Below are 26,991 nucleotides of genomic sequence, written 5' to 3' on the forward strand. Positions count from 1 at the left end.
CAAAAGTGTCATCGGTTTTGGGGAAAAGACATGCGTAAAACAAAAAATCTAGATCGTCTTGGTGATTCGAAGCAGAGACAGGACGATCTAGTGTCTGGCGCAACTATACCGCCGCGACCGGATGCCGCAAACCCTGAGGCCTTGTTTTGTGGTGCCGGTTGGGGCTAATCAACATGACTGTATGATGGAGACCTCAAAGATGCGTTCGAGCGGCATGACGATGGCAAATGGTTCTGCGGAAATGGTGGTGGAGGCTGCCCTGCAGAAACAGGAGAAGGATCGCCGCCTGCTGCGCATCTGGCTGCGCGTCGTTCTCTTCACGCTGTTCTGTCTCGTGCTTGTCGGCGGCGCCACGCGGCTGACCGAGTCTGGCCTGTCAATTACCGAATGGAAACCGATCCACGGCGCCATTCCGCCGCTTTCCGTTGCCGAATGGGAAGAGGAATTCCAGCTCTACAAGCGTATTCCCCAATATCAGGAAATCAACCGGGGCATGTCGCTCGATGAGTTCAAGACGATCTTCTGGTGGGAGTGGGCGCATCGATTGCTTGCCCGCGCCATCGGTCTCATCTTCGCCCTGCCACTCGCCTTCTTCTGGCTGACCGGTCGCATCGAAAGGCGCTTGCGCCTGCCGCTCATCGGCCTTCTGGGGCTTGGCGGCTTTCAGGGCTTCGTCGGCTGGTGGATGGTGTCTTCCGGCCTCGTCAACCGTACGGATGTCTCGCAATATCGCCTGGCAACGCATCTGACGATCGCGTGCCTCATCTTTGCGGGCTGCATGTGGATATTGCGCGGCCTGTCGCACCATTCGGCCGATGCTGCCAATGAAACGACCGGCCGCCGTTTTGCCGCGCTGCTGACCTTCCTCTGTCTGTTCCAGATTTATCTCGGCGCGCTGGTGGCGGGGCTGAATGCCGGCCTGTCCTACAACACGTGGCCGCTGATGGACGGCTCCCTGGTGCCCGGCGATCTTTTCCTGCAACAGCCCTGGTGGATCAACTTGTTCGAAAACCCGAAGACGGTGCAGTTCGTCCACCGCCTCGGTGCCTATACGCTGTTTGCCGCCACGCTGTGGCATATGGTGTCCTTGGCTCGCGCCTTGCCCGGCACGCCGCATGCCCGCCGCGCCGTACTGTTCTTCGTGTTGATCTCCATTCAGGCGGCGCTCGGCATTACCACGCTTCTGATGCATGTGGACATTCATGTGGCGCTCGCCCATCAGGGCATGGCGCTGCTTGTGCTTGGTTTTGCAGTCGCCCATTGGCGCGGCTTCCTAGGCGAATACCCGGCACCTGTCGCGGTTGAGATCAGGGACTGAAAACCCTTAAAATTGCTTCAGGACAGACTTGATGGTTGTCGCGACGGCCAGTTCGTCGTCGCGTTCGCGCGTGTTGCCATCTTCCTCGTGCCATGCTGCCGAAAGGCAGCCGTAGGCGAAGGCATATTGTAGAAGCACCCGTTCGTCCCGATTGAGCGCTTTCGCAAAAATCGACGCCATGGAGGCGATGCGTGCCTCGCTGCGTGTCAGATCGAAGCGGTCGAGCGGATTGGAGAACATGTTGGCGACGTCGAGTGCTTCATCGCCGATCAGGCCTGCCGGGTCGATGATGATCCAGCCACGCGCACTGCGCATGATGTTTTCGTGATGCAGATCGCCGTGCAGCGGTCGAATATTGCTTTGGTGCCCGATAAGCTCCTCGGCAAGCGAAGCGGCTTCGATATAGGGGCTGTTCGTGCCTTCGCTGCGATCGTGCTCGGCTTTACGGAACAGACTTTCGAAATATTGCGGCAGCGTCAGCAGGCTTGCTGGTGGCGTCTGCGTTGAAGGCTGGTGATAGTGAAGGAGAACGTCAGCGGCGATTGCGGTCGTGGCATCATCGTCGCCGTCGCGGAAAAGCACGTCGCGCAATGTCTCATTGCCGGCATGTTCCATGAGCAATATGTCGTCGGAGCGATCGAGCAGCTTCACGCAGCCGACACCTGCCCGCCATTCGATGAAATCCGCCCCGCGAAGGCTGTCTTTCAGAACCTTGTGTTTAAGTACCTTGGCGATGGCAAGGGAACCATTGCCAAGTCTGACTTCGTAAACCACCCCGGCCGGCGTATCGGCAATCTGTTTTGCGGCCTCGATATTCCACGAGGCCGGAAAAAAGGGGATAGCTCGGCTCACGCAAAAAGCCTCATGCCGAGAGCATCAGCTCCATGTTCTGGACAGCCGCACCCGATGCGCCCTTGCCGAGATTGTCGAGCAGCGCGACGAGATTGATGTGTTCGCCGCCCGGCGTGCCGAAGACGAACAGCTTCATCGTGTCCTTGCCCGCCAGTTCCTCGGCATCGATGCGGGACAGCCCCTTGCTTTCGGCAAGTGGAACGACGCTGACGATGTCCTGTCCGGCATAATGGGCGGTGAGCGCGGCATGCACGGTCTCGATGGTCGCGCCGTCCTTGAGGTCGGCGGCAAACAGCGGAACCTGCACGATCATGCCCTGCGGGAAGCGCCCGACGGAGGGTGCAAACAGCGGCGCGCGGTCCAGCTGGCCGTGAATGGTCATTTCCGGCACGTGCTTGTGTGCAAGCGTCAGGCCATAGAGGAAGTTGTTGGCACTGATCGCATCTTCCCTGCTCTGATCTTCCATCTGCGCGATCATCTGCTTGCCGCCGCCGGTATATCCGGACACGGCGTTGACGCTGACGGGATAACCATCGGGCAGAATGCCGGCGGCGCGCAGCGGACGAAGAAGGCCGATCGCGCCGGTCGGGTAGCAGCCCGGATTGGCGACGAAGCGGGCGGAACGAACCTTTTCGCCCTGTTCCTTGTCCATTTCGGCAAAGCCGTAAGCCCAGTCCTTATGGATACGATAGGCGGTCGAGGTGTCGATGATGCGGACATTGTTGTTGCCCGCCACCATGGTGACAGCTTCTCTGGAAGCATCATCCGGCAGGCAGAGAATCGAAATGTCGGCGTTGTTGAGCATGTCCTCGCGGATAGCGGCGTTGCGGCGCTCGGCTTCGGGAATGGACAGCAACTCGATATCGCGGCGACCAGCAAGGCGCGTGCGGATCTGCAGACCCGTTGTGCCGTGTTCGCCATCGATGAAGATCTTCGCTGTCATGTCCTTGTCCTGACTTTTCAGAGGGTTGCGAGTGTAATCGGATTCAGTTTGCTAAGCGCCCGGGCGTCGGTTCAGCCGGCCTTCGCCAGCCGTTCGGCGCGCAGGCCAAGCATATACATTGCAACGGTCGCTCCGGCAATGGCAGTGATATCAGCATGGTCGTAAGCGGGCGCGACCTCCACCACATCGGAGCCGAGAATATCGAGCTGCCCGAGTCCGCGAAGGACGGACAATATCTTGGCGCTTGTCGGCCCACCGGCCACAGGCGTACCGGTTCCGGGCGCGAAGGCTGGATCGAGGCAATCGATATCGAAGGTCAGATAGGTGGGCATGCCTGCCGTGTGCTTGATGATCAGCGAGGCGATGTCGCTCGCCCGCATCTCCTCCACCTCGTAACCGTGGAGAATGCGGATGCCGAAATCCTCAGGCGCATGGGTGCGAATGCCGATCTGGATGGAACGATCGGCATCGATCAGACCATCGCGCACGGCGCGGGCCACGAAGGAACCATGGTCAATGCGTTTGCCGTCGTCGAACCAGGTATCCTGATGCGCATCGAAATGCACCAGCGCCAGCGGGCCGTGCTTTGCCACATGCGCCTTCAGCAGCGGCCAGGTGATGAAATGGTCGCCGCCAAGCGTCAGCAGATAATCCGTCTTGGAGATGATCTTGCGCGCTTCCTTTTCGATCGTATCAGGCGTTTTCCAGTGATTGCCGTAGTCGAGCAGGCAGTCGCCATAATCGATGGTCGGCATATGGGCGAAAAGATCGCGGGCAAAGGGATATTGCGGGTCGTTGTCGAAAATCGCGGAGGCGCGGCGGATCGCCTGCGGCCCGAAGCGTGCACCCGGCCTGTTGGATGTCGCTGCATCAAAGGGGACACCCCAGACGGCCGTCGATACGCCCTTGAGGATCTTGGTATATTTGCGCCGCATGAAGGAGAGGACGCCCGCATGGGTCGGGTCGGTCGCAGCCGATGTCAGCGTTGCTGCGGTGAAGGCATGGTCGATGGTTTTTGATGGCATTGATCACCCCATTGCGGTTTGCGCTGAGGGTGCTGTCTTCTCGCCGAAAAAACAAGGAGGATGGCAATGAAAAAAGGCGGAGCCGAAGCCCCGCCTTTTCGAAGTTTTGAACGAACGGTTCCGAGAAGCGATTAGCGCTTGGAGAACTGGAACGAACGGCGGGCCTTGGCCTTACCGTACTTCTTACGTTCGACAACGCGGCTGTCGCGGGTCAGGAAGCCACCCTTCTTCAGAACGGCGCGCAGGCCCGGTTCGAAGTAGGTGAGGGCCTTGGACAGACCGTGACGAACGGCACCGGCCTGACCGGACAGACCACCACCGGCAACGGTAGCGATGATGTCGAACTGGCCCGTGCGTGCAACGGCAACGATCGGCTGCTGAAGGATCATCTGCAGAACCGGACGTGCGAAATACGTGGTGAAATCGCGGCCGTTGATGATGATCTTGCCAGAACCCGGCTTTACCCATACGCGGGCAACGGCGTTCTTGCGCTTGCCGGTCGCGTAGGAGCGGCCGAGAGTGTCAACCTTGCGGACGTGCACGGGAGCAGAAGCTTCCGATGCAGGGGCGAGGTCTTTCAGAGAGGAAAGATCGGCCATTATCAGGCGCTCCTTACGTTCTTCTTGTTGAGCACGGCTACGTCGAGAACGACGGGCTGCTGTGCTTCGTGCGGGTGGTTCGAGCCGGCGTAAACGCGCAGGTTCTTCATCTGACGACGGCCGAGCGGGCCGCGCGGGATCATGCGCTCGACGGCCTTTTCAACGACGCGCTCCGGGAAGCGACCTTCGATGATCTGGCGAGCCGTACGCTCCTTGATGCCACCCGGGTGACCGGTGTGCCAGTAGTACTTCTTGTCGGAGTACTTGTTGCCGGTGAAGGCAATCTTTTCCGCGTTGATGACGATGACGTTGTCGCCATCATCGACGTGGGGGGTGTAGGTGGCCTTGTGCTTGCCGCGCAGGCGGGTTGCAATGATGGTGGCGAGGCGACCAACAACGAGGCCTTCGGCGTCGATGATGACCCACTTCTTCTCCACCTCAGCAGGCTTCTGAACGAAAGTAGACATGGATTTCACTTTCTAACGTGGACCCGTCATCCTCTTTTAAAGTAAGAGCATACGGGCGTTTCTTGTTGCTTGGTTTGGTCACCCGAAGGCGACCGCAAATGACCATATTCCCTTTGGAATCCGATCTGGCGCGCTTATACGGTGTGCTGGATGAAGCGTCAATATGACGGATTTTGCTGACTGTAAAAATAAATCAATAAAAACAATGGTTTATTTATGTGGTATTATTTTACCCCATAGATTTACCTGTTTCATCCCAGCCGCATGACCAGAACACCCGCTGCGATGATGCCGCCAGCGAGATAACGCCAGACGCTGGCGCGTTCTTTGAGGATGACGACGGAGATCACCAGCGCAAACAGAATTGAGGTTTCGCGCAGCGCCGCGACGACGGCGACGGGGGCCTTGGTCATGGCGTAGAGCGCCAGCCCGTAGGAGAGGATGGAGCCGCCGCCGCCGATCAGGCCGCGCCACCAGTTTCGCCGCACATGCTGCGTAACGGCGCTTACGCCGCGCTGGTAAAAGGCGAAACCAAAGAGGAGGACGGGCGGCAGAAGCGACATCCACAGCGTATAGGAAATCGCATTGCCGGAAAGCCTTGCGCCGACACCATCAACGAAGGTGTAGGAGGCAATCACGAAGGCGTTGATGAGCGCGACAATGATCGCCTTTCCGCCGCCGCGCCGCGCCTCGAAGGCAAGCGTCAGGATGCCGCCGGAAATGATGGCAATCCCGGCAAGCGCAAGCGGGCTTAAAATCTCGCCGAGGAAAAGGCTGCTCGTCGCTGCGACGATCAGCGGCGCCACGCCACGCATGACGGGATAGACGAGGCCGATATCGCCGATCGTATAGGCGGCGGCGACTAGGCGGAAATAGGCAAATTGCAGAACGGCCGAGGCAATGAGAAAGGGAATGGCCACCGGCGCAGGAAACGGCAGGAAGGGCAGGAAGGGTAAAGAACAAGCTGCGGCGCCCGCCGCGATCAGCGAGGCGTCCAGCGACTTGTCGGATCCGGATTTTACCAGCGCATTCCATCCGGCATGCAATATCGCGCCCAGAAGCACCAGAATTAGAATGTCAAATGTCACGATAGAGACTCGCTCATGGGCTATTCCAGGCAACCTACAGCATCGGCTTGAAAACCGGAATCCATTTTCCGTGGTGGCTGTGGGAGACGCAAATCCTCCTGTCGTAAGCGGTTGCTTCTTTGCAGATTATGACGCGTGTCAAGTTTCGGGTTTGTGCGTGTTGCGGGATGGAGTGGGTAACTGTGCGAGAGGCGATATGCGGCCGTGCTCACGATTTCATCAGCAGGACATACGCGCCGATGCCGGATGCACAGCTTATGGTTTTGCTGTGGAACGTGTTTTTTGCAAAAATGCGACCGATTGCGGCGATTATTCCTGCTCAAAATTGCCCATATCCAGAAGATAAAACTGTATCAATCAAGCGAGCACATGCAGGCTCAAAATGAAAAGAAGTTTCAATTCATTACTGAATGGCTCGCTACAACGTTACAGTTTTACCTATAACTTGATTTACAGAATAACTTTCTGAAAATTAGATACGCCTAATGCATCGGTGAACGGAATGAAAACAAACAGGAGACGAAGGGCGCATAAGATGCACGCAAATGTTGTTTCAGCAAATATTCATCGAAATGTATGCTTTTGAAAAACTGGATAAAAATACTCAGCACAACGCCGCTTAAGGTGTTTTTGTGAAATCATTTTGCGCAAACTAGGTGTACTTTCGTGACACCACGAGTCCGGCTTGTTCAATATTTTCATTCGGGCAGGGGTTCAAGAGAAGGATGAGGGTTCCTAGATTTAGGAAAGCGGCCGCAAAAAAGCGGTGCGAAAAGCTCGTCCGCGGATTTATGCGGGAGAGGCAATTCTCGCGGGGCCATTGAGCGTCGAGCCGGCGCATGAGGTCCTTGAACCGCGCGATATGGCAGAGGGAAAAGTCGACATGCAGCATGATACCTATGAACCGGATTACCTCAGAAAAATTCTGACGGATGTCAGGACCATCGCCCTGCTTGGCGCCTCTCCCAATCCGGATCGGCCGAGCCACGGCGTCATGCGCTTTCTGCTGTCCAAGGGTTACCGCGTGTTTCCGGTCAATCCCGGTCAGGCGGGCAAGGAGATATTGGGGCAGAAAGTGTATGCGCGGCTTGCCGACATTCCGGAACCCGTTGATATGGTCGATGTGTTCCGGGCGCCGGAATATTTGTCGGCAATTGTCGAAGAGGCGATATTGCTGCCGCAGCGGCCATCGGTGATCTGGGGCCAGCTGTCGGTCAGAGACGACAATGCGGCGGCCAAGGCCGAGGCCTACGGCATGAACGTGGTGATGGACCGTTGCCCCGCAATTGAGTATCCGCGTCTCAATATTGTGCGATAGTTGGTACGGATTGGACTTATCATTTGGCGGCAAGGCATTATGATCCCTCCAAAATATCATTGGAGGAAACATCATGCCGAGCAGCAATCCCGGGTTCTCAACGTTGGCCGTGCACGCGGGCGCACAGCCCGATCCGACCACCGGTGCGCGCGCGACGCCGATCTACCAGACAACGGCCTATGCCTTCCGTGACGCCGATCACGCAGCCGCGCTGTTCGGATTAAAAGAGTTCGGCAATATCTACACGCGCATCATGAACCCAACCCAGGCGGTTCTGGAGGAGCGTGTCGCAGCGCTTGAAGGCGGCACGGCGGCACTTGCCGTTGCATCCGGTCACGCCGCGCAATTGCTGGTTTTCCACACATTGCTGCAACACGGCGACAATTTCGTCGCGGCACGCCAACTTTATGGCGGCTCCATCAATCAGTTCGGCCACGCCTTCAAGGGTTTCGACTGGCAGGTGCGCTGGGCCGATGCGGCTGATCCGGCCACTTTCGAACGGCAGATCGACGACCGCACACGCGCCATCTTCATCGAAAGCCTCGCCAACCCGGGCGGCACATTCGTGGATATCGCCGCGATTGCAGATGTCGCCCATCGTCACGGCCTGCCGCTCATCGTCGATAACACCATGGCAAGCCCCTATTTGTTGCGGCCGCTGGAACATGGCGCGGATATCGTATTGCATTCGTTGACGAAATTCCTCGGCGGCCATGGCAATTCCATGGGTGGCATCATCGTCGATGGCGGCACTTTCGACTGGTCGGCCACGGATAAATATCCGTCGCTGTCGCAGCCCCGCCCAGAATATTCCGGCGTCGTGCTGCACCAGACCTTCGGCAATTTCGCCTTCGCGATTGCCTGCCGCGTTCTTGGCTTACGCGATCTCGGCCCTGCGATCTCGCCCTTCAATGCCTTCCTCATCCTCACGGGCATAGAGACCCTGCCGCTGCGCGTTCAGCGCCACTCCGATAATGCGCTGGCCGTCGCCAAATGGCTGAAAGCGCACCCCAAGGTGGGCTGGGTGCATTATGCCGGGCTGGAGGACAGCGACAACTACGCAATCCAGCAGCATTATTCGCCAAAGGGCGCTGGTTCCGTCTTCACCTTCGGCATCAAGGGCGGTTATGCCGCCGGCAAGGCGCTGGTGGAAGGTCTGCAACTCTTCTCCCATCTCGCCAATATCGGCGATACACGCTCTCTCGTCATCCACCCGGCTTCCACGACACATGCGCAGCTGACACCGGAACAGCAGACGGCGGCGGGTGCCGGACCGGATGTGGTGCGCCTCTCGATCGGCATCGAGGATGTCAAGGACATCATCGCCGATCTCGAACAATCGCTTGCGAAGCTCTGAGAGACCGGGGTCGTCATGACGAATTTTCTCGCATTCGAAGATACACGAACCGCTACGGCCAGTGATGTCGAGGCGGAGGTGGAGCACAGTGCACCCGCACCGGAAAGGCTGATTTCCGGCGACCCCAAATTCACCACGTGGAATCTGGAGGAAGCGCCCGGTGGCATCTATGCCGGCATCTGGCAGTCGACACCCGGCAAATGGCGGGTGGTCTATGACGAATGGGAATATTTCAACATTCTCGAGGGTCACTCGATCCTGACGGAGGATGGCGGATCCCCGCGCGACCTGAAACCGGGCGACAGGCTGGTCCTGCGGCCGGGCTTCAAGGGAACCTGGGAGGTCGTCGAAACGACCCGCAAGGATTATGTCATCCGGTTGTAGGGGCCGGATGATTTCTATTGGTCCATCGCCGGGATAAAGGTTGTTCCCGGCGTGGCTGTCACCAGCTGAGATCGAGCCGTTCCAGACCATGGAAGTGATAGACGTCCTTGACCCTGGGTGGCTCGGCAATCTTCAGTCCCGGCAGTCGCTTGAAAAGCAGAGGCAAGGCTAGGTTCAGCTCCAGCCTTGCCAGCGGCGCGCCAATGCAGAAATGGATGCCGGCGCCGAAGGAGACGTTGGCGCCTTCGTTTCGGTCCGGCCTGAATGCCAGGGGATCGGAAAACTTGGCCGGATCGAGATTGGCGGCCGCCAGAATGAGGCTGACCTTGTCGCCGCGTTTGAATTCCACGCCATCGATCTCGACCGGCTCCAGAACCCAGCGCTGGAAAATATGGACGGGCGCGCAGATACGCAGCGTTTCTTCCACCGTGCGTTCCGTTGCCGTCTCGTCGTGGAAAAGTGTGTCGGGCGAGATGCCGCTTTCCAGAATGATGCGCACGGAATTGCCGATCTGGTGCACCGTCGCCTCGTGCCCGGCGTTCAACAGAACGATGGTGGTCGAGATCAGCTCGTCGTCGGTCAGATACTGGCCCTTGTGCTCCGTATGGATCATGTGGCTCAGCAGATCGTCTTTCGGCTCCGCCCGGCGCTCCGCGATCACACTGCGCACATAGTCTGAAAACTCATGTGCGGCCCTGTCGGCCAGAAGCTCGTCCTCGGGCGTGCGCTTGAACATGTACATGCCGACATAGGCATGTGACCATTTCAAAAGCTGCGGTCCCATTTCCTCGGGAATGCCGATCATGCGCGCGATCATCGTGACCGGGATGATATCGGCATAGGAAGAAAGCAGTTCCGTCTCGCCGTTTCTTTCGAAGGCGTCGATCAGCCGGTTGGCGAGTTCCTCTATTTCTGGCTTCATCTTGTCGACATGCCGCGAAACGAAAGCGCGGTTGATGAGGGTGCGCAGCCGTGTGTGTTCCGGCGGCTCCAGCTCCAGAAGCGAGTGCTGCTCTGCGGCGTCGAAATGCTTCACATGCTCGAGCGGCTCTGCCAGACCGATCTCCTCGCGGCTCGCAACATGCAGGATCTGCCGTCCGAACCGGCGGTCGCGCAGGAGGGCGCTGACATGGTCGTATTCGGTGAAAAACCACTGCCGCTGCTCTTCCCAATAGAAAGTGGGACATTGGGCATGCAGGGCAGCATAAACCGGGTTCGGATCGTTGTAGAAAGCCGGATTGCGGGCATCGAGTGAAACACGACGCGTGGCGGGATCGATTTTGAGAAAGGGAAATGTCGCTGTCATGTCCATGGTTTATTCCGCGCGCCGCACTTTGGGAAGGGCGTGAAAATGCCGTTTCGTGTGTTTATCCGCATGTCACTGTGCGGTTACTTTGTCACCGGTTGGCGATGGCCGCTATCCGGTTCAGCGCCGCAACCTGCCGGTTGGCATTGTTGTCCATCGGGTTTTCGTCCCGGTCCGGAGAGGGGACGACAACATTGGCTGAATTGACGTGGATCACGGTGCGGTTGCGGCCGGCCTTCTTGGCCGCGTAAAGCGCGCGGTCGGCCTCCGTCATCATCACGCTCAGATCCGCATCCTTGATCATGGCTTCGGATATGCCGACGCTGGTCGTGACCTCGATGTTTTCGCCGCGTGCGCTGATCTTCGAAAGGCGCAGGTTGCTGCGGATGGCTTCCGCAAGCGTCACGGTGCTGGAGGGGCTTTCCACTTCGGCGACGAGCGCGAATTCTTCTCCGCCCATCCTGACGAACAGGCCGCGCTCACCGATGACCCGCTGCGCCATATTGCAAAAATGCACAAGCACCGCGTCTCCCGACTGATGGCCGTATTTGTCGTTGATCTTCTTGAAATGGTCGATGTCAAACAGCGCCAGCGCCACGTAACGGCTGGAGCCGGGCGACCTTTTTTTGATGTGTTCGAACTCTTCAAGCAGCCCTCGCCGGTTGAGGACGCCGGTCAGGTGGTCGGTCATGGCCAGCCGGTGCAGGCGGGTTTCCGTGTCTTCCATGATGATCTTGGCGCTCATCATGACGATGATGGTAAAGCCGAGAATGCCTGAAAAGGCGAGCGCTGCCGTCAGCGGAATGGCGTTGGGGGCTGCGGCGTTGACGGGAATGACGATGGACGCCACGAGCGCCCCGCAAAACGCCTGCACGATGAAGGTGGCCGCCAGCACCTTGCGGCTGAATGACGCGCGTGCCTTGCTGGCCAGAAGAATGCCGGCCAGCATGAAATAACCGGTGGCGGCACAGATGTGATAGAGCAGGATGCGCGGGACCATGTTTTCGCGTACGGGGCCGATCAGCATGCCCGCCACCCATAACAGCGCCGGAATGGCGATCCAGCCGGCGGTCTTGCGCTGTTCGAAGGACAGGAGACCGGCGAGCCAGAAACTGAAGGCCGAAAGGGCAAGCGTATTGCCGACTTCGATCGACAGGAAGTTGGGAATATCGCCGCGCAGCGCCACCATCACCGTGCCGGCGCTCGTTGCGGCAAAACCGGCGGCGAAATAGATATTGTGCCGGCGGGCAGGGCGGTGCAGCCACAGGGTTCCCAGCAGCAGGGCAAGGGTCAGCGTTTCCGACGCCCAAAGCAGCATGCCCGTCTTTGCATCCAGCATTGCAAAATCCTATCTGCGCTATCATGCCGTAAAAGCGGTTCGCGGCACGATGTGCGCAATGCCCGCCGAATTGGTGGAGATGCCATTTCGCCTCAAAAGAGGCTCCCGCCCCCTGACGGGAAACCGGAAATTCGCGGGCGTAGTATCAGCCGCAAATACCTAACGAGTTCTTGCCAGTGAGAAGTTATATCTGGGCAACACACCGGTTTTTGCGTTTGCGGTTTGCTCCTGTTAAAAAATAATGCGGGCGACAGAGAATGGTCCGGTTGGCATCGGCTTGTCCATAGCCGTTACCCCGCGGGTGGAAAACGCCCGTAAACGCTGTTGAGCCGTTAAGGATATGCGGCTTCGTGTCTTGAAGTACCGGGCAGGGACACTCTATGTAGGGAGAACGAAGGTTAGAAGTGATTCCGGAGCGGTTTTCCGCGAAGGGCAGAGTTTGACAAAGGACGGACATGAAAAATCCAGTTGATACCGCCATGGCTCTGGTGCCGATGGTCGTAGAGCAGACCAATCGCGGCGAACGCTCCTATGACATATTTTCCCGTCTTCTCAAGGAACGCATCATTTTCCTCACCGGACCGGTGGAAGACCAGATGGCCTCGCTCGTCTGCGCGCAGCTGCTTTTCCTCGAGGCTGAAAACCCGAAGAAGGAAATCGCGCTCTACATCAATTCGCCGGGTGGCGTCGTGACCGCCGGCATGGCGATCTACGATACGATGCAGTTCATCCGCCCTGCCGTTTCTACGCTTTGCGTCGGCCAGGCCGCATCCATGGGCTCGCTGCTTCTGGCCGCTGGCGAAAAGGGAATGCGTTTCGCAACTCCGAACGCCCGCATCATGGTGCATCAGCCCTCCGGCGGCTTCCAGGGGCAGGCTTCGGATATCGAGCGTCACGCCCGCGACATCATCAAAATGAAGCGTCGCCTTAATGAAGTCTACGTGAAGCACACCGGCCGTACGCTGGAAGAGGTTGAAAAAACCCTTGATCGCGACCACTTCATGGATGCCGACGAGGCCAAGGACTGGGGTGTGATCGACAAGATCCTCACCTCGCGCCAGGAAATGGAAGGCGCCGCCGCGAATTAAGGCGCGACGCTTTTTGACGGTTGTTTAACCCCGCAAAGTAATTTCGGGGCTTTCAACCGCAACAGAAAGCGATATTAGTATATATAAAGGCTGTGTTGAATTTTTATGACGTGGCCTTTGGTTTGATGGGGAATTCGTTGCAGCCGGTTGTCAGCTCATGTATCTGATACCGGTTAGTACCCCGGGAAACGAGGCGGATACGGCGATGCACCCAAGGGCGGCCGTATCGGCGGGCGGTAAGTTGACCGCGATCCGTTTGGCGGACCTGCGGCGTGCTGGAAGGAAAGTGATATGAGCAAAGTCAGCGGCAGCAACGGCGGCGACTCTAAGAATACACTCTATTGTTCATTCTGCGGCAAGAGCCAGCACGAAGTCCGGAAACTCATTGCCGGACCGACGGTATTCATCTGCGATGAATGCGTCGAATTGTGCATGGACATCATCCGCGAGGAGAACAAGACGTCGATGGTGAAGTCGCGCGAGGGTGTTCCAACCCCGCAGGACATCATCAAGATCCTCGACGAATACGTCATCGGCCAGAAGCAGGCGAAAAAGATCCTGTCGGTGGCCGTTCACAACCATTACAAGCGCCTCGCGCACGCCTCCAAGAATGGCGATGTCGAGCTTGCGAAGTCGAACATCATGCTCGTCGGTCCGACGGGTTGCGGCAAGACCTATCTTGCCCAGACGCTCGCCCGCATCATCGACGTTCCCTTCACGATGGCAGACGCAACGACGCTGACCGAAGCCGGTTATGTCGGCGAGGACGTGGAAAACATCATCCTCAAGCTGTTGCAGGCTGCGGATTACAATGTTGAGCGCGCCCAGCGCGGCATCGTCTATATCGACGAAGTCGACAAGATCTCCCGCAAGTCGGATAACCCGTCGATCACGCGTGACGTGTCGGGCGAGGGCGTTCAGCAGGCGCTTCTGAAGATCATGGAAGGCACGGTCGCTTCCGTTCCGCCGCAGGGCGGCCGCAAGCATCCGCAGCAGGAATTCCTGCAGGTGGATACGACCAACATCCTGTTCATCTGCGGCGGCGCGTTTGCCGGCCTGGACAAGATCATCTCGGCCAGGGGCGAAAAGACCTCGATTGGCTTCGGTGCGACCGTCAAGGCGGAAGACGATCGCCGCGTTGGCGAGGTGTTGCGCGAACTGGAGCCGGAAGATCTGGTGAAATTCGGTCTTATTCCGGAATTCATCGGCCGTCTGCCGGTTCTGGCGACGCTGGAGGACCTTGATGAGGATGCGCTGATCCAGATCCTGTCCGAGCCGAAGAACGCGCTGGTCAAGCAGTATCAGCGTCTGTTCGAGATGGAAGATGTGGAACTGACCTTCCACGAGGACGCGTTGCGCGAGATTGCCCGCCGGGCGATTACCCGCAAGACGGGTGCCCGCGGTCTGCGCTCGATCATGGAAAAGATCCTTCTGGATACCATGTTCGAACTGCCGACGCTGGAAGGCGTGCGCGAAGTGGTGATCTCCAACGATGTCGTCAGCGGCATCGCTCGCCCGCTCTACATCTATGCGGATCGTCAGGAAGAAAAGGCCAATGTTTCGGCTTGATTGACCGATCCGACGCTTTGATGAATTCAAAAGGCCCGCACTCGTGTGGGCCTTTTCTGTTGTGGCAGGTGCGAAACTTGCCGCTAACTTGGAGTAACCCGATTTTGCGTTTGGAGCGGATTGCGCTTTGCTGATAAAGTCTTAAAACTGATTTGCAGCGCGATATGACGGAAATGTGAATTACCGTCGGCGACCCGGTTCCTGATCCTGTGGGATAACCGGAAATGTCGGGAGTAATAGCCGGCGCTGTATTTGTTTGAATTTTACGGCCGTGCCGTTGCGCGGGGTCGTCTCTTCCGGTGACTTGAAATCGGCGTTCCGAAACTCCACTTTCAGTCTCGAGAAATGAATATGCCGGACGCCCCAAGACGTCAGGCAAAGTGTCCTGAAAGGGACCATGAAAGGAAATGATATGACGAACATCACGTCTGCGGCATCCGGCGGTATCTATCCGGTACTTCCCCTGCGCGACATTGTCGTTTTCCCGCATATGATCGTTCCCCTGTTCGTCGGGCGGGAAAAATCCATTCGCGCTCTCGAAGAGGTCATGGGCTCGGACAAGCAGATCATGCTTGTTACCCAGATCAACGCCAGCGATGACGATCCGTCCCCGGAAGCCATCCACAAGGTCGGCACGGTCGCTAACGTTCTCCAGCTGCTGAAGCTGCCTGACGGCACCGTGAAGGTGCTTGTGGAAGGCAAGGGTCGCGCCCAGATCGAGGCCTATACAGACCGCGAGGATTTCTACGAAGCGTCTGCGACGCCGCTGCAGGAGCCTGCGGAAGACCCGGTTGAGATCGAGGCGCTGTCGCGTTCCGTTGTTTCGGAGTTCGAGAGCTATGTGAAGCTCAACAAGAAGATTTCGCCCGAGGTTGTCGGCGCTGCCGGCCAGATCGACGATTATTCGAAGCTGGCCGACACTGTTGCGTCGCACCTGTCGATCAAGATCACCGAAAAGCAGGAAATGCTGGAAACCGTCAGCGTGAAGCAGCGGCTTGAAAAAGCGCTCGGCTTCATGGAAGGCGAAATTTCCGTGCTTCAGGTCGAGAAGCGTATCCGCTCGCGCGTCAAGCGCCAGATGGAGAAGACGCAGCGCGAATATTATCTGAACGAACAGATGAAGGCGATCCAGAAGGAGCTCGGCGACGGCGAGGATGGCCGTGACGAGATGGCCGAACTGGAAGAGCGCATTGCCAAGACCAAGCTTTCCAAGGAGGCCAAGGATAAGGCCGAGGCGGAAATGAAGAAGCTTCGCCAGATGAGCCCGATGTCTGCGGAAGCGACTGTCGTGCGCAACTATCTGGACTGGCTGCTCAGCCTGCCCTGGGGCAAGAAGTCGAAGGTCAAGGTTGATCTCAACAGCGCCGAGGCGGTCCTCGATCAGGATCATTTCGGTCTGGACAAAGTCAAGGAACGCATCGTTGAATATCTGGCCGTGCAGGCTCGCGCTTCGAAGATCCGTGGCCCGATCCTGTGCCTCGTCGGTCCTCCCGGCGTCGGCAAGACTTCGCTCGCCAAGTCGATCGCCAAGGCGACCGGCCGCGAATATGTGCGTATGGCGCTGGGTGGTGTGCGTGATGAGGCGGAAATCCGCGGTCATCGCCGTACCTATATCGGCTCCATGCCGGGCAAGATCGTTCAGTCGATGAAGAAGGCCAAGAAGTCCAATCCGCTCTTCCTGCTCGACGAGATCGACAAGATGGGCATGGATTTCCGTGGCGATCCGTCTTCCGCACTGCTGGAGGTGCTCGATCCGGAACAGAACTCCACCTTCATGGACCACTATCTTGAAGTGGAATACGACCTGTCCGACGTGATGTTCGTGACCACGGCCAACACGCTGAATATTCCAGGTCCCCTGATGGACCGTATGGAAGTGATCCGCATCGCCGGTTACACGGAGGACGAAAAGCGCGAAATCGCCAAGCGTCACCTGCTGCCGAAGGCGATCAAGGAACATGCCCTGCGTCCGGAAGAGTTCTCGGTGAGCGACGACGCTCTGATGATCGTGATCCAGCAGTACACCCGCGAGGCGGGCGTGCGCAGCTTCGAGCGCGAGTTGATGAAGCTTGCGCGAAAGGCCGTGACCGAGATCATCAAGGGCAAGGTCAAGTCCGTGGAAGTCACCGCAGCCAATGTCCCGGATTATCTGGGCGTTCCGCGGTTCCGCCACGGCGAGGCCGAGCGTGAGGATCAGGTTGGTGTCGTCACCGGTCTGGCATGGACGGAAGTCGGCGGTGAGTTGCTCACCATCGAAGGCGTGATGATGCCGGGCAAGGGCCGCATGACGGTCACCGGCAACCTCAAGGAAGTGATGAAGGAATCCATTTCGGCAGCGGCATCCTATGTCCGCTCGCGCGCCGTGGACTTCGGCATCGAACCGCCGCGTTTCGACAAGAGCGACATCCACGTTCACGTTCCGGAAGGGGCTACCCCGAAGGATGGACCGTCTGCCGGTGTCGCCATGGCAACCGCCATCGTCTCCATCATGACCGGTATCCCGGTCTCCAAGGATGTGGCGATGACGGGCGAGATCACACTTCGTGGTCGCGTGCTGCCAATCGGCGGCCTGAAGGAAAAGCTGCTTGCGGCGCTTCGCGGCGGCATCAAGAAGGTGCTCATCCCGGAAGAAAACGCCAAGGACCTGGCGGATATTCCTGATAATGTGAAGAACGAGATGGAGATCATCCCGGTTTCTCGCATGGGTGAGGTCATCAAGCACGCGCTGCTTCGCATGCCCGAGCCAATCGAGTGGGACGGCAGCATCGAAACGCCTGTTATCGCAACTGTCGACGGTGTCGACGAGGGCGGACAGACGATCGCACATTGATTGCCAAGTGGTTGTGAAAGCCAGAATCGGTTTTCGCGACACCTGTGCGTAGATTCAATGTGTTAGATGCCGAAAGGCGCGATGCTTCTTTGATGCTCGCAGAACTGGTGCGAAATTGGCACGTTTAAGGGAAAGGCCGGCAGAAATGTCGGCCTTTTTTGTGAAAAACCCCGCAGACCCCTTGTTTTTCAGGCGATTCCAGCGCTTTTGAGTTGCTGCGCGCGGATACAGACGTATTCTGCGCCGGCTTAATTTGAGTCGTTTCAAACCATTGAAAGGGGTGGAAACATGAACAAGAACGAGCTCGTCTCTGCTGTTGCCGAAAAGGCTGGTCTCACGAAGGCAGATGCTGCTTCCGCTGTTGATGCCGTATTCGAAACCGTACAGAACGAACTGAAGAGCGGTGGCGACATCCGTCTCGCTGGCTTCGGCAGCTTCTCCGTAAGCCGTCGTGAAGCCTCCAAGGGTCGTAACCCTTCCACGGGTGCTGAAGTCGATATCCCGGCTCGCAACGTACCGAAGTTTTCCGCAGGCAAGGGCCTGAAGGACGCCGTCAACTCGTAAGGTTTCCGAAAGGCCGTGACGTCCGGCGGCGGGCGGGCGGCTTTTCTGGTTCACGAGGAAACATGTTTTGACGCCCTGACGCCATCATGCCGGCACGTAAACCGGGCGGCTTTTCGAAATGCTTTTTCGGATAGCCCTTTTTTCGAACCGGCAAGATGTACTTGAAAGTAGGAGAGCGCGCCTGTGTAGCCTCCATCCGGTCACACGGCGCTCTGATACGCGGAATGTGCGCACGAACAGGAAAGCCCGGCCTTCATGGTCGGGCTTTTTGATTCCTCCGACAGGAAATGTCATGCCGCTGTCATGTCTCTGACGCAGAAGCCATAGGGTGTTTTTTTGGATCCAAGGGGGATTTATAATGGCGTTCCGACTTTCTCAGATGGCTTTGACTGCTGCTCTGCTCGCGTCCGCGGCCTTTCCGGCTGCTGCCGAGCCGGTTTTCAACCGCATCGCATCTTTCCCGGTCGTAAAGAACTTGCCAGCGGACAAGGACGCGAAGGCCGTCACTTCAGCTGAAATCGTAACCGCCAGCGAAGACGGTAAGACGCTGATCTATTCGGACAGCCCGCTTGGCGGCATTGGTTTCGTTGACATCACCGATGCGAAGGCACCCAAGGCTGGCGGCGCGTTGCTGCTGGAAGGCGAACCGACCTCTGTTGCCGTTGCTGGCGCCAAGGTTCTGGCCGGTGTCAACACGTCCGAAAACCGAGCCAAGCCGTCCGGCAAGCTGGTGACGGTCGATATCGCCACCAAGAAGATCGAAGCGAGCTGCGATCTCGGCGGCCAGCCCGATTCTGTCGCAATTTCCCCGGACAAGACCTTCGCCGCCATCGCGATCGAAAACGAACGCGATGAAGAGGTGAACGAGGGCGCCCTGCCACAGATGCCGGCCGGTTATCTGGTGACGGTCGGTCTGAAAAACGGCGTTGCCGACTGCGCGACGCTGAAGAAGATCGACGTGACCGGCCTTGCCGAAATCTCCCCGGAAGATCCGGAGCCGGAATTCGTCTCGATCAATGCCAATGGCGAGATCGCGCTCACGCTGCAGGAAAACAACCACATCGTCATCATCGACGGCAAGACCGGTACGGTAAAGACGCATTTCTCCGCTGGCACGGTTGATCTGGAAGGCGTCGACACGAAGACGGACGGCCAGATCAAGTTCACCGACAAGCAGGAAGGCCGCAAGCGTGAGCCAGATGCCGTGAAGTGGCTGGACAATGACCGAATCGTCATCGCCAATGAGGGTGACTGGCAGGGCGGCGCGCGCGGCTTCACCATTTTCGACAAGACCGGCAAGCTTCTTTATGAAGCCGGTGCCACCCTTGAGCACGCCGCCGCCAGCATCGGCCACTATCCGGAAAAGCGTTCAAAGGCCAAGGGCATCGAGCCGGAAGGTCTGGAGGCGGCAACCTTCGATGGCCAGAAGTACTTCTTCGTTCTTGCCGAGCGCGCGTCTCTCGCTGCGGTCTACAAGGATACGGGCGGCACACCGGAACTGGTCCAGCTTCTGCCCTCGGGCATTTCGCCTGAAGGCGCCGTCGCCATTCCGTCGCGCAATCTCCTCGTCACTGCCAACGAAGCCGATCTCGTCGAAGATGGCGGCGCTCGCTCGCATGTCATGATCTATGAACGTGCAGAAGGCCAGATTGCCTACCCGCAGCTCGCTTCCGCCACCGTTGACGGCACACCGATCGGCTGGGGCGCTCTCTCCGGTCTGGTGGGCGATGCTGAAAAGCCTGGCATCCTCTATGCCGTGTCCGACTCGGTCTATGGAAACCAGCCGTCGATCTACACCATCGACGCAACGAAGAAGCCCGCCACCATAACCAGCGCCCTGCGCATCAAGCGCGACGGTATCGCAGCCCAGAAACTCGACATCGAAGGCATTACGCTTGACGGTAAGGGCGGCTTCTGGCTGGCCTCGGAAGGTGACAGTGCCAAGCTAGTGCCCCACGCACTCTACAATGTCAGCGCCAAGGGCGAGATCAAGGCTGAGATCGCTCTGCCGAAGGAATTGCTGGCTGGCGAAACCCGCTTCGGTTTCGAAGGCGTGACCATGATCGGCAAGGGCGACGACGCGAAGCTGTGGATGGCCGTACAGCGCGAATGGGGCACGGACGAGAAGGGTTTCGTCAAGCTCGTCTCCTACAATCCGAAGTCCAAGGAATGGGGCGCCGTGCGTTACCCGCTCGACAAGACCGAGGCAGGCTGGGTCGGCCTTTCTGAAATCACCGCACAGGGCGACTATGTCTATATCGTCGAGCGCGACAATCAGGTCGGTGACAAGGCAAAGATCAAGAAGCTTTACCGCGTCGCGATCGCTGACCTGAAGCCGGGCAAAATCGGTGGCGAACTGCCGCTGGTGGCCAAGCAGGAAGCACATGATTTCCTGCCGGACCTCAAGGCCCAGACGAATGGCTATACCGTTGACAAGCTGGAAGGCTTCACCTTCGACAAGGCAGGAACGGCCTATATCGTCACTGACAATGACGGCGTCGACGGATCTTCCGGCGAAACGCTGTTCTTTACCGTCGATCTAAAGGCGATCAACTGATCGGTCCGAATAGAATCGCAAATGAGAAAAGCCGGGCATAGCCCGGCTTTTTTGTGCGGCGGAAGAAACCCCGATCTGGGGAATGCCGATTCCCCACGATGAGTCGCGTACCAGCCGTTAAAACCGGCATGGTCGCGTCGCTATCGCATAATCGAGGGTGTTATCCGGAGGACTTCCATGAATGTGCAGTGGACCAGATCGCTAGAGATCACCGCCCCATGGAATTCTTGCTTTTGGGAGTGCTGTCTTTTTCCGAGTCCTGCTGGACCCAGCGGAAAAAAATATAAACAGGCAGCGCAATAAGCGCGAGTGTTACAAACGCGTCGACCGACATGGTTTCATCCATCATTTATACCGTTCATCATGAAACGGCTCGAAAACAATGCATGAAATCTCTTTAAAAAGTCTGAATCTGCTTATTTTTCGGTATGTTGCGGGGTGGCACACCTATTGGAGCCGGCCTGTATGAATGTGGAACAGAAGTGCCGATCTGGCATAGACTCACGCGGGAAAAGCCGCTCCACCAGCCCAAGGCCGCGGCCGTCTACAGAATCGGGGGCAGGGGCCGTGATTCCCGATGCAGGAAGTTTACGGTAAAACGCACCGACATCCGAAAGAGCTTCTGCTTGGTAATGCGCACAATTTGAAGAAGCTGGAAAATGGTGGGCGATGAGAGACTCGAACTCCCGACATCCTCGGTGTAAACGAGGCGCTCTACCAACTGAGCTAATCGCCCTTCGCGTCTTGCAGATCGTGTCTGCCGCGTCGGTGGCCGTGATGTATTCGGATCGGAAAAAAACCGCAAGGGCTTTTGTGAAGTTTTTTTGTTTTTTTTCCGGACAGCTTTGCCCACTGGCAGAGGTGATCGGCAAAAAGCCGGGAACTGCGGGCTTTTCGATAAAAACAACGCCCGGCCGTTACCTTTGGCGGTATGCTGGAATCGCGCTACGGACGCCCCGGCTGTGGACAAGTTTTTTGTTTTTGTTGGGAAAAGCCCGGAAAACAAGGCATTCGCTGCAATGCCGGTCAAAGGCCTTTCAGTTTTTTCCGATCAAAATGAAGAAGCTTATTCTTTTGTCGTGAAACCTGCTTGACACCCCCGCACGAACGCCGTAGTTAGCCGCTCAACGAACAGCCGAGGCTGGTTCGTACGGCGAGACTAAGGTCTTGTCGGTCAGGATAAGCGGGTGTAGCTCAGTTGGTTAGAGTGCCGGCCTGTCACGCCGGAGGTCGCGGGTTCGAGCCCCGTCACTCGCGCCATCCTGTTCCTCGGAAAAAACGCAGACGAATGTCTGTGGAGCGCGGGTGTAGCTCAGTCGGTTAGAGTGCCGGCCTGTCACGCCGGAGGTCGCGGGTTCGAGCCCCGTCACTCGCGCCATTTCTTTCACCGAAATGACACTCCCAAACGAAGCAAGCAGGCATCTTCCTGCCATATCGGCAATGGCGATTTCAGCGCCTGTTTCCGGCATTTGCGAGCGCGCTTTTTCCTGCTGTTTTTAGTCAAGTTTCGATATCGAGAGATCGTCACTTCGCTGCCATTTTGACGTAAAATTCGTGTGACTTTTTTGCGGTTGCGTCGTTCAATCGATTATTATTGTATTTGAGGGGCTTAGCCGGGAATTGTGGCCCAAATTTGCGTCAATTCCGGCAATATTGTTGCCAATCAATGCGGCAGGTGTCTTGAAATGGTGCCTAAACTCTTGCAGAGAGAGCGCGGCTGCGCTAACCACTTTGGCGTTGCAACATATTTGTGCGCCTTTAGACTTTCAGTCGCAAAGGCAGGTCCGGCACCCGGCCGGACAGGGAAGAGACCATGACTGAACTCCTCAGTTCCTATATTCCGATCGCAATCTTTATCGGTATCGCTCTTGTCATTGGCCTGGCGCTTCTCATCGCGCCTTTCGCTGTCGCTTATAAGGCGCCGGACCCGGAAAAGCTCTCCGCTTTCGAGTGCGGTTTCAATGCCTTCGACGACGCCCGCATGAAGTTCGATATCCGGTTTTATCTGGTGTCCATTCTCTTCATCATCTTCGACCTGGAAGTCGCCTTCCTGTTCCCCTGGGCTGTGTCCTTCGGTGACATGGGCTGGTTCGGTTTCTGGTCTATGATGGTGTTCCTCGCCGTTCTCACCATCGGCTTTATCTATGAGTGGAAGAAGGGAGCGCTGGAATGGGCATGAGCCAGAACAACAGCACGCTCGTTGCACCGCAGCCGAAGGGGATCATCGATCCCGCGACCGGCAAGCCTGTCGGCAGCAACGATGCCTACTTCACGGAAATCAACGACGAGCTGGCCGACAAGGGCTTTCTCGTCACCTCGACCGACGAGCTGATCACCTGGGCGCGTACCGGCTCCCTGATGTGGATGCAGTTCGGTCTTGCCTGCTGCGCCGTCGAGGGTCTGATGCAGGCTTCCGGCCCGCGTTACGACATGGAGCGCTTCGGTGTCGCCCCGCGCGCCTCGCCGCGCCAGTCGGACGTGATGATCGTCGCGGGAACGCTGACCAACAAGATGGCGCCGGCACTGCGCAAGGTCTATGACCAGATGCCCGAGCCGCGTTATGTCATCTCCATGGGCTCCTGCGCCAATGGCGGCGGCTATTACCATTATTCCTACGCCGTCGTGCGCGGCTGCGACCGAGTCGTCCCGGTGGATATCTACGTTCCGGGCTGTCCCCCCACGGCGGAGGCGCTGCTTTACGGCGTGCTTCTGCTGCAGAAGAAGATCCGGCGTACCGGTACGATCGAGCGCTAAGGGCAAAGGACGGATTAAGGAATGAGCGAAGCTCTAAACGATCTTGCTGCTTACGTTAAGGAAGCGCGTGGTTCCCTCGTGGTTTCGGCCGATATCGCCTATGGCGAGCTGACGCTGAACACGACGACGGAAAGCGTTATCGCGCTTTTGACGTTCCTGCGTGACGATGTGCAGTGCGGTTTCGTCAACATCATCGATATTTGCGGCGTCGACTGGCCGCAGCGCGAGAAGCGTTTCGACGTTGTCTATCACCTCTTGTCGCCGCGCCAGAATGTGCGCGTGCGCATCAAGCTGCAGGTGGCGGAAGACGAGGGCGTTCCCTCGGCAACCTCCGTTTACATGGGTGCAGACTGGTTCGAGCGCGAAGCCTGGGATATGTACGGCATTCCTTTCGAAGGCCATGCGGATCTTCGCCGAATCCTCACCGATTACGGTTTCGAAGGTCATCCGCTGCGCAAGGATTTTCCGGTTACCGGCTTTGTGGAAGTACGCTACGATGACGTTCTGAAGCGGGTTCTCTATGAACCGGTCGAACTGAAGCAGGAATTCCGCAATTTCGATTTCCTCTCTCCCTGGGAGGGGACTGACTATGTTCTCCCGGGTGACGAAAAGGCCAAGCAATGAGCGAAGCCCCCGCGACAGAGCACGGACAATGTCTTTGCGGCGCCGTTGGCTTCAATGCCAGCATCGGCGCCCGCGAATTCGGCGTTTGCCATTGCTCGATGTGCCGCCGCTGGTCCGGCGGAACATTTCTGGCTGTCGAATGCGCTGACGTCGCCATCGAGAACGAGGAACATTTCGGTGTTTATACCTCGTCGGAATGGGGTGAGCGCTGCTTCTGCAGGAATTGCGGCAGCACGCTGATGTGGCGCTCCAAGGATGGCAAGCATTTTGCCGTCTCGTTGCAGGCTTTCGACAACCCTTCCAGTTTCCATTTTGCGTCGCAGATTTTCACGGATGAGAAGCCTTCGAGCTATTCTTTCGCGCAAACCACGCAGAACATGACCGGCCCCGAATTCATCGCCATGATCACCTCGGCGGAGCACTAGAATGACTGAGCATAACGTCCGCAATTTCACGATCAACTTCGGTCCGGAACACCCTTCCGCGCACGGCGTGCTGCGCCTGGTTCTGGAACTGGACGGCGAAATCGTCGAGCGCGTCGATCCGCATATCGGTCTTCTGCATCGCGGCACCGAAAAGCTGATCGAGACCAAGACCTACCTTCAGGCGGTGCCTTATTTCGACCGTCTCGACTACGTCGCGCCGATGAACCAGGAACACGCTTTCGCGCTCGCCGTCGAAAAGCTGCTGGGTCTCGAAATCCCGATGCGCGGCCAGCTGATCCGCGTGCTTTATTCGGAAATCGGCCGCATCCTGTCGCACATCATGAACGTGACGACTCAGGCCATGGACGTCGGCGCAATGACGCCGCCTGTCTGGGGCTTCGAGGAACGTGAAAAGCTGATGGTCTTCTACGAGCGCGCCTGTGGCGCCCGCATGCACTCGGCCTATGTCCGTCCGGGCGGCGTGCATCAGGATCTGCCGCCGGAGCTGGTGGAAGACATCGGCAAATGGTGCGATCCCTTCATTACCGTTCTCGACAATATCGAAGGCCTGTTGACCGACAACCGCATCTACAAGCAGCGTAACGTCGATATCGGCGTCGTCTCACTTGAAGACGCCTTTGCCTGGGGTTTCACGGGCGTCATGGTGCGCGGTTCGGGTGCTGCCTGGGATTTGCGTCGCGCGCAGCCCTACGAGTGCTATTCCGATCTGGAGTTCGATATCCCCGTCGGCAAGAACGGCGACTGCTATGACCGTTACCTGATCCGCATGCAGGAAATGCGCGAATCGGTGAAGATCATGAAGCAGTGCGTCGATCTTCTCTCCGGCAAGCACCGCATCGGCCCGGTCTCCTCGTTGGATGGCAAGGTGGTTCCGCCCAAGCGCGGCGAGATGAAGCGTTCGATGGAAGCTCTTATCCATCACTTCAAGCTCTATACCGAAGGCTATCACGTTCCGGCCGGCGAAGTTTACGCCGCCGTCGAAGCGCCGAAGGGCGAGTTCGGCGTCTACGTGGTCGCCGATGGTTCGAACAAGCCCTACCGCTGCAAGATCCGCGCGCCGGGTTATGCACATTTGCAGGCGATGGATTTCCTGTGCAAGGGCCATCAGCTTGCCGACGTTACAGCCGTGCTCGGCTCCCTCGACATCGTGTTCGGGGAGGTCGACCGCTGATGCGTCTGCCGCTGGCCATCTTGGCTTTTCTTGCTGCGATGTCGACCTCCGTTCTCGCCCAGACGGCGACGGAAGAGGGGGGCGTATCGCTATCAAGCAGCGGCGGTTCCACCATCAAGCAGCTTCTGTCTTCGGGATACGAGATCAAGGCCTCAGTTCCCAATGGCAGCAAGTTCATCGTGTTCATGCAGAAAGACAAGGCGGCTTATGCCTGCGAATTCGTCACGGTGGCGAGATCGCGTTGTGAGACGTTAAACTGAAAAGGCGTGAGGAAGTATGTCCGTTCGTCGACTAGCCGAAGATCAGTTCCAGCCCGTGGCATTTGCCTTTAACGCGGATAATACCGCATGGGCGGAAAAGACGATCCAGAAATATCCGGAGGGACGCCAGCAATCGGCGGTTATCCCGCTGCTTATGCGTGCGCAGGAGCAGGACGGCTGGGTTACCCGCGCCGCCATCGAAAAAATCGCCGACATGCTGGATATGGCCTATATCCGCGTCATGGAAGTGGCGACCTTCTACACCCAGTTCCAGCTGAAGCCGGTCGGCACACGCGCCCATGTTCAGGTTTGCGGCACCACGCCCTGCATGCTGCGCGGCTCCGAAGCGCTGATGGATGTCTGCCGCAAGAAGATCCATCACGATCCGCTGCACACCAACGAGAGCGGCACGCTGTCCTGGGAAGAAGTGGAATGTCAGGGCGCCTGCGTCAACGCGCCGATGGTCATCATCTTCAAGGATGCCTATGAGGATCTGACGCCCGAGCGCCTGGAAGAGATAATCGACACGTTCGAGGCAGGCAAGGGCGACACGGTCAAGACCGGCCCCCAGATCGACCGTCACCAGTCGGTGCCCGTTGGCGGCCTGACGACGCTGACGGAAGAGATCAAGCCAGATCGCTCCAATCTCGACAAACCTGCGGAAGCTCCGGCGGAAGCAGCCCCCGTTCTTCCTTCGAATGCCGCCAAGCCGAAGACGGACGCACCGGAAACCGACCCGAAGCTGAAGACGCCTGCGAACGAGCCCAAGGCTTCTGCGGAAAACGCAAAGGCAGGGGAACAGCAATCGGCAGGCAAGGAAGCGATAGCATCCAGACCGTCGCTTGAGTCAGCCGACCGTCCGGCAGGCATTGAAAAGCCCGCTGCGCCCGATGACCTGAAACTCATTTCAGGCGTTGGCCCGAAGATAGAAGGCACGCTTAACGAGCTCGGTATCTTTACCTATGCGCAGATTGCCGGCTGGAAGAAGGCCGAGTGCGACTGGGTGGATGGTTATTTGAATTTCAAGGGCCGCATCGAACGCGATGAGTGGATCAAGCAGGCCGAGGCGCTCGCCAAGGGTGGCGAAGCCGAGTATATCAGGGTCTTCGGCAAGAAGCCGCGGTAAAGGGTG

At 57.9% G+C, this 26,991-nt stretch carries 27 protein-coding genes and 3 tRNA genes; 20 read left to right on the forward strand and 10 right to left on the reverse strand.

The window, feature by feature from the left end:
- Positions 1-199 precede the first annotated feature (199 nt).
- The gene (locus G6L97_RS04570) at positions 200-1,318 is read left to right on the forward strand and encodes a COX15/CtaA family protein (RefSeq protein WP_065661568.1); all 1,119 of its coding nucleotides are present in this window, start codon (positions 200-202) and stop codon (positions 1,316-1,318) included.
- A gap of 6 nt (positions 1,319-1,324) precedes the next feature.
- Here the strand turns inward: G6L97_RS04570 and G6L97_RS04575 are convergent, their stop codons facing one another.
- The 6 genes from G6L97_RS04575 to G6L97_RS04600 form a co-directional block, all read right to left on the reverse strand.
- Positions 1,325-2,170, reverse strand: coding sequence for an aminoglycoside phosphotransferase family protein (locus tag G6L97_RS04575; protein ID WP_111783134.1), 846 nt, complete (start codon positions 2,168-2,170; stop codon positions 1,325-1,327).
- A 10-nt stretch (positions 2,171-2,180) separates the two neighbouring features.
- Positions 2,181-3,113, reverse strand: coding sequence for an N-acetyl-gamma-glutamyl-phosphate reductase (gene argC, locus G6L97_RS04580; protein ID WP_065704711.1), 933 nt, complete (start codon positions 3,111-3,113; stop codon positions 2,181-2,183).
- Positions 3,114-3,184: 71 nt separating this feature from the next.
- Positions 3,185-4,138, reverse strand: a complete 954-nt coding sequence (speB, locus tag G6L97_RS04585) for an agmatinase (protein WP_174002773.1) — start codon at positions 4,136-4,138, stop codon at positions 3,185-3,187.
- A 131-nt stretch (positions 4,139-4,269) separates the two neighbouring features.
- Positions 4,270-4,737 (reverse strand): 30S ribosomal protein S9, encoded by a 468-nt coding sequence (rpsI, locus tag G6L97_RS04590; RefSeq protein ID WP_003512631.1) that lies wholly within the window; start codon positions 4,735-4,737, stop codon positions 4,270-4,272.
- Positions 4,738-4,739: 2 nt separating this feature from the next.
- Positions 4,740-5,204, reverse strand: coding sequence for a 50S ribosomal protein L13 (gene rplM / locus G6L97_RS04595; protein WP_038490710.1), 465 nt, complete (start codon positions 5,202-5,204; stop codon positions 4,740-4,742).
- Positions 5,205-5,455: 251 nt separating this feature from the next.
- Positions 5,456-6,292, reverse strand: a complete 837-nt coding sequence (locus G6L97_RS04600) for an EamA family transporter (protein WP_065704708.1) — start codon at positions 6,290-6,292, stop codon at positions 5,456-5,458.
- Positions 6,293-6,531: 239 nt separating this feature from the next.
- Between G6L97_RS04600 and G6L97_RS04605 the strand changes: the two genes are divergently transcribed.
- From G6L97_RS04605 to G6L97_RS04620, 4 genes are all read left to right on the forward strand, one after another.
- Positions 6,532-6,678, forward strand: a complete 147-nt coding sequence (locus G6L97_RS04605) for a hypothetical protein (protein WP_162163069.1) — start codon at positions 6,532-6,534, stop codon at positions 6,676-6,678.
- Positions 6,679-7,175: 497 nt separating this feature from the next.
- Positions 7,176-7,610: a CoA-binding protein gene (locus G6L97_RS04610; RefSeq protein WP_025593243.1), complete on the forward strand. Its 435-nt coding sequence runs from the start codon at positions 7,176-7,178 to the stop codon at positions 7,608-7,610.
- Positions 7,611-7,683: 73 nt separating this feature from the next.
- A complete protein-coding gene (locus tag G6L97_RS04615; protein WP_003512640.1) occupies positions 7,684-8,967 on the forward strand; it encodes an O-acetylhomoserine aminocarboxypropyltransferase in 1,284 nt (427 codons plus the stop codon).
- A 15-nt stretch (positions 8,968-8,982) separates the two neighbouring features.
- Complete coding sequence (locus G6L97_RS04620) at positions 8,983-9,351, forward strand: cupin domain-containing protein (RefSeq protein WP_003512641.1); 369 nt, start codon at positions 8,983-8,985, stop codon at positions 9,349-9,351.
- A gap of 58 nt (positions 9,352-9,409) precedes the next feature.
- On the opposite strand, the gene G6L97_RS04625 is transcribed toward G6L97_RS04620, so the two are convergent.
- Positions 9,410-10,663 carry a cytochrome P450 gene (locus G6L97_RS04625; protein WP_065704705.1) on the reverse strand — a complete coding sequence of 418 codons (1,254 nt, stop codon included), beginning with the start codon at positions 10,661-10,663 and terminating at the stop codon, positions 9,410-9,412.
- A gap of 85 nt (positions 10,664-10,748) precedes the next feature.
- Positions 10,749-11,996: a GGDEF domain-containing protein gene (locus G6L97_RS04630; RefSeq protein WP_065704702.1), complete on the reverse strand. Its 1,248-nt coding sequence runs from the start codon at positions 11,994-11,996 to the stop codon at positions 10,749-10,751.
- 455 nt (positions 11,997-12,451) lie between these two features.
- On the opposite strand from G6L97_RS04630, the gene clpP reads away from it, so the two are divergent.
- The 5 genes from clpP to G6L97_RS04655 all read left to right on the forward strand — a co-directional run bounded on the left by clpP (position 12,452) and on the right by G6L97_RS04655 (position 20,604).
- Positions 12,452-13,084 carry an ATP-dependent Clp endopeptidase proteolytic subunit ClpP gene (clpP, locus tag G6L97_RS04635; RefSeq protein ID WP_003496491.1) on the forward strand — a complete coding sequence of 211 codons (633 nt, stop codon included), beginning with the start codon at positions 12,452-12,454 and terminating at the stop codon, positions 13,082-13,084.
- 291 nt (positions 13,085-13,375) lie between these two features.
- Positions 13,376-14,653: an ATP-dependent Clp protease ATP-binding subunit ClpX gene (clpX, locus tag G6L97_RS04640; RefSeq protein ID WP_003512644.1), complete on the forward strand. Its 1,278-nt coding sequence runs from the start codon at positions 13,376-13,378 to the stop codon at positions 14,651-14,653.
- A 412-nt stretch (positions 14,654-15,065) separates the two neighbouring features.
- Positions 15,066-17,483 (forward strand): endopeptidase La, encoded by a 2,418-nt coding sequence (gene lon / locus G6L97_RS04645; RefSeq protein ID WP_003512645.1) that lies wholly within the window; start codon positions 15,066-15,068, stop codon positions 17,481-17,483.
- A 288-nt stretch (positions 17,484-17,771) separates the two neighbouring features.
- Complete coding sequence (gene hupB, locus G6L97_RS04650; RefSeq protein ID WP_003496481.1) at positions 17,772-18,047, forward strand: DNA-binding protein HupB; 276 nt, start codon at positions 17,772-17,774, stop codon at positions 18,045-18,047.
- A gap of 358 nt (positions 18,048-18,405) precedes the next feature.
- Positions 18,406-20,604: an esterase-like activity of phytase family protein gene (locus tag G6L97_RS04655; RefSeq protein WP_111788238.1), complete on the forward strand. Its 2,199-nt coding sequence runs from the start codon at positions 18,406-18,408 to the stop codon at positions 20,602-20,604.
- 208 nt (positions 20,605-20,812) lie between these two features.
- Here G6L97_RS04655 and G6L97_RS04660 read toward each other — a convergent pair whose 3' ends face one another.
- Together G6L97_RS04660 and G6L97_RS04665 are read right to left on the reverse strand one after the other, a co-directional pair.
- Positions 20,813-20,953, reverse strand: coding sequence for a hypothetical protein (locus tag G6L97_RS04660; protein WP_003512649.1), 141 nt, complete (start codon positions 20,951-20,953; stop codon positions 20,813-20,815).
- 311 nt (positions 20,954-21,264) lie between these two features.
- Positions 21,265-21,340: transfer RNA gene (locus G6L97_RS04665), tRNA-Val, on the reverse strand.
- A 226-nt stretch (positions 21,341-21,566) separates the two neighbouring features.
- Here G6L97_RS04665 and G6L97_RS04670 point away from each other — a divergent pair.
- From G6L97_RS04670 to G6L97_RS04715, 10 genes are all read left to right on the forward strand, one after another.
- Positions 21,567-21,698, forward strand: a complete 132-nt coding sequence (locus tag G6L97_RS04670; protein ID WP_003512651.1) for a hypothetical protein — start codon at positions 21,567-21,569, stop codon at positions 21,696-21,698.
- 89 nt (positions 21,699-21,787) lie between these two features.
- Positions 21,788-21,864, forward strand: a tRNA-Asp gene (locus G6L97_RS04675).
- A gap of 41 nt (positions 21,865-21,905) precedes the next feature.
- Positions 21,906-21,982 (forward strand) — tRNA-Asp (locus G6L97_RS04680).
- A 435-nt stretch (positions 21,983-22,417) separates the two neighbouring features.
- Complete coding sequence (locus G6L97_RS04685) at positions 22,418-22,783, forward strand: NADH-quinone oxidoreductase subunit A (protein ID WP_003512653.1); 366 nt, start codon at positions 22,418-22,420, stop codon at positions 22,781-22,783.
- A complete protein-coding gene (locus G6L97_RS04690; protein WP_003512655.1) occupies positions 22,774-23,358 on the forward strand; it encodes a NuoB/complex I 20 kDa subunit family protein in 585 nt (194 codons plus the stop codon). Before G6L97_RS04685 ends, G6L97_RS04690 begins: the two co-directional genes overlap by 10 nt.
- Before the next feature lie 21 nt (positions 23,359-23,379).
- Positions 23,380-23,982, forward strand: coding sequence for an NADH-quinone oxidoreductase subunit C (locus tag G6L97_RS04695; RefSeq protein WP_111783131.1), 603 nt, complete (start codon positions 23,380-23,382; stop codon positions 23,980-23,982).
- Positions 23,979-24,407: a GFA family protein gene (locus G6L97_RS04700; RefSeq protein WP_003512658.1), complete on the forward strand. Its 429-nt coding sequence runs from the start codon at positions 23,979-23,981 to the stop codon at positions 24,405-24,407. Before G6L97_RS04695 ends, G6L97_RS04700 begins: the two co-directional genes overlap by 4 nt.
- Before the next feature lies 1 nt (position 24,408).
- Positions 24,409-25,599, forward strand: coding sequence for an NADH-quinone oxidoreductase subunit D (locus G6L97_RS04705; protein WP_003512668.1), 1,191 nt, complete (start codon positions 24,409-24,411; stop codon positions 25,597-25,599).
- Complete coding sequence (locus tag G6L97_RS04710; protein WP_013635948.1) at positions 25,599-25,859, forward strand: hypothetical protein; 261 nt, start codon at positions 25,599-25,601, stop codon at positions 25,857-25,859. Before G6L97_RS04705 ends, G6L97_RS04710 begins: the two co-directional genes overlap by 1 nt.
- Before the next feature lie 16 nt (positions 25,860-25,875).
- On the forward strand, positions 25,876-26,985 hold the full coding sequence (locus G6L97_RS04715) for an NADH-quinone oxidoreductase subunit E (RefSeq protein ID WP_013635949.1): 1,110 nt from the start codon (positions 25,876-25,878) through the stop codon (positions 26,983-26,985).
- The last annotated feature ends 6 nt before the right edge of the window (positions 26,986-26,991 follow it).

Source organism: Agrobacterium tumefaciens, from assembly GCF_013318015.2.
GTDB lineage: Bacteria > Pseudomonadota > Alphaproteobacteria > Rhizobiales > Rhizobiaceae > Agrobacterium > Agrobacterium tumefaciens.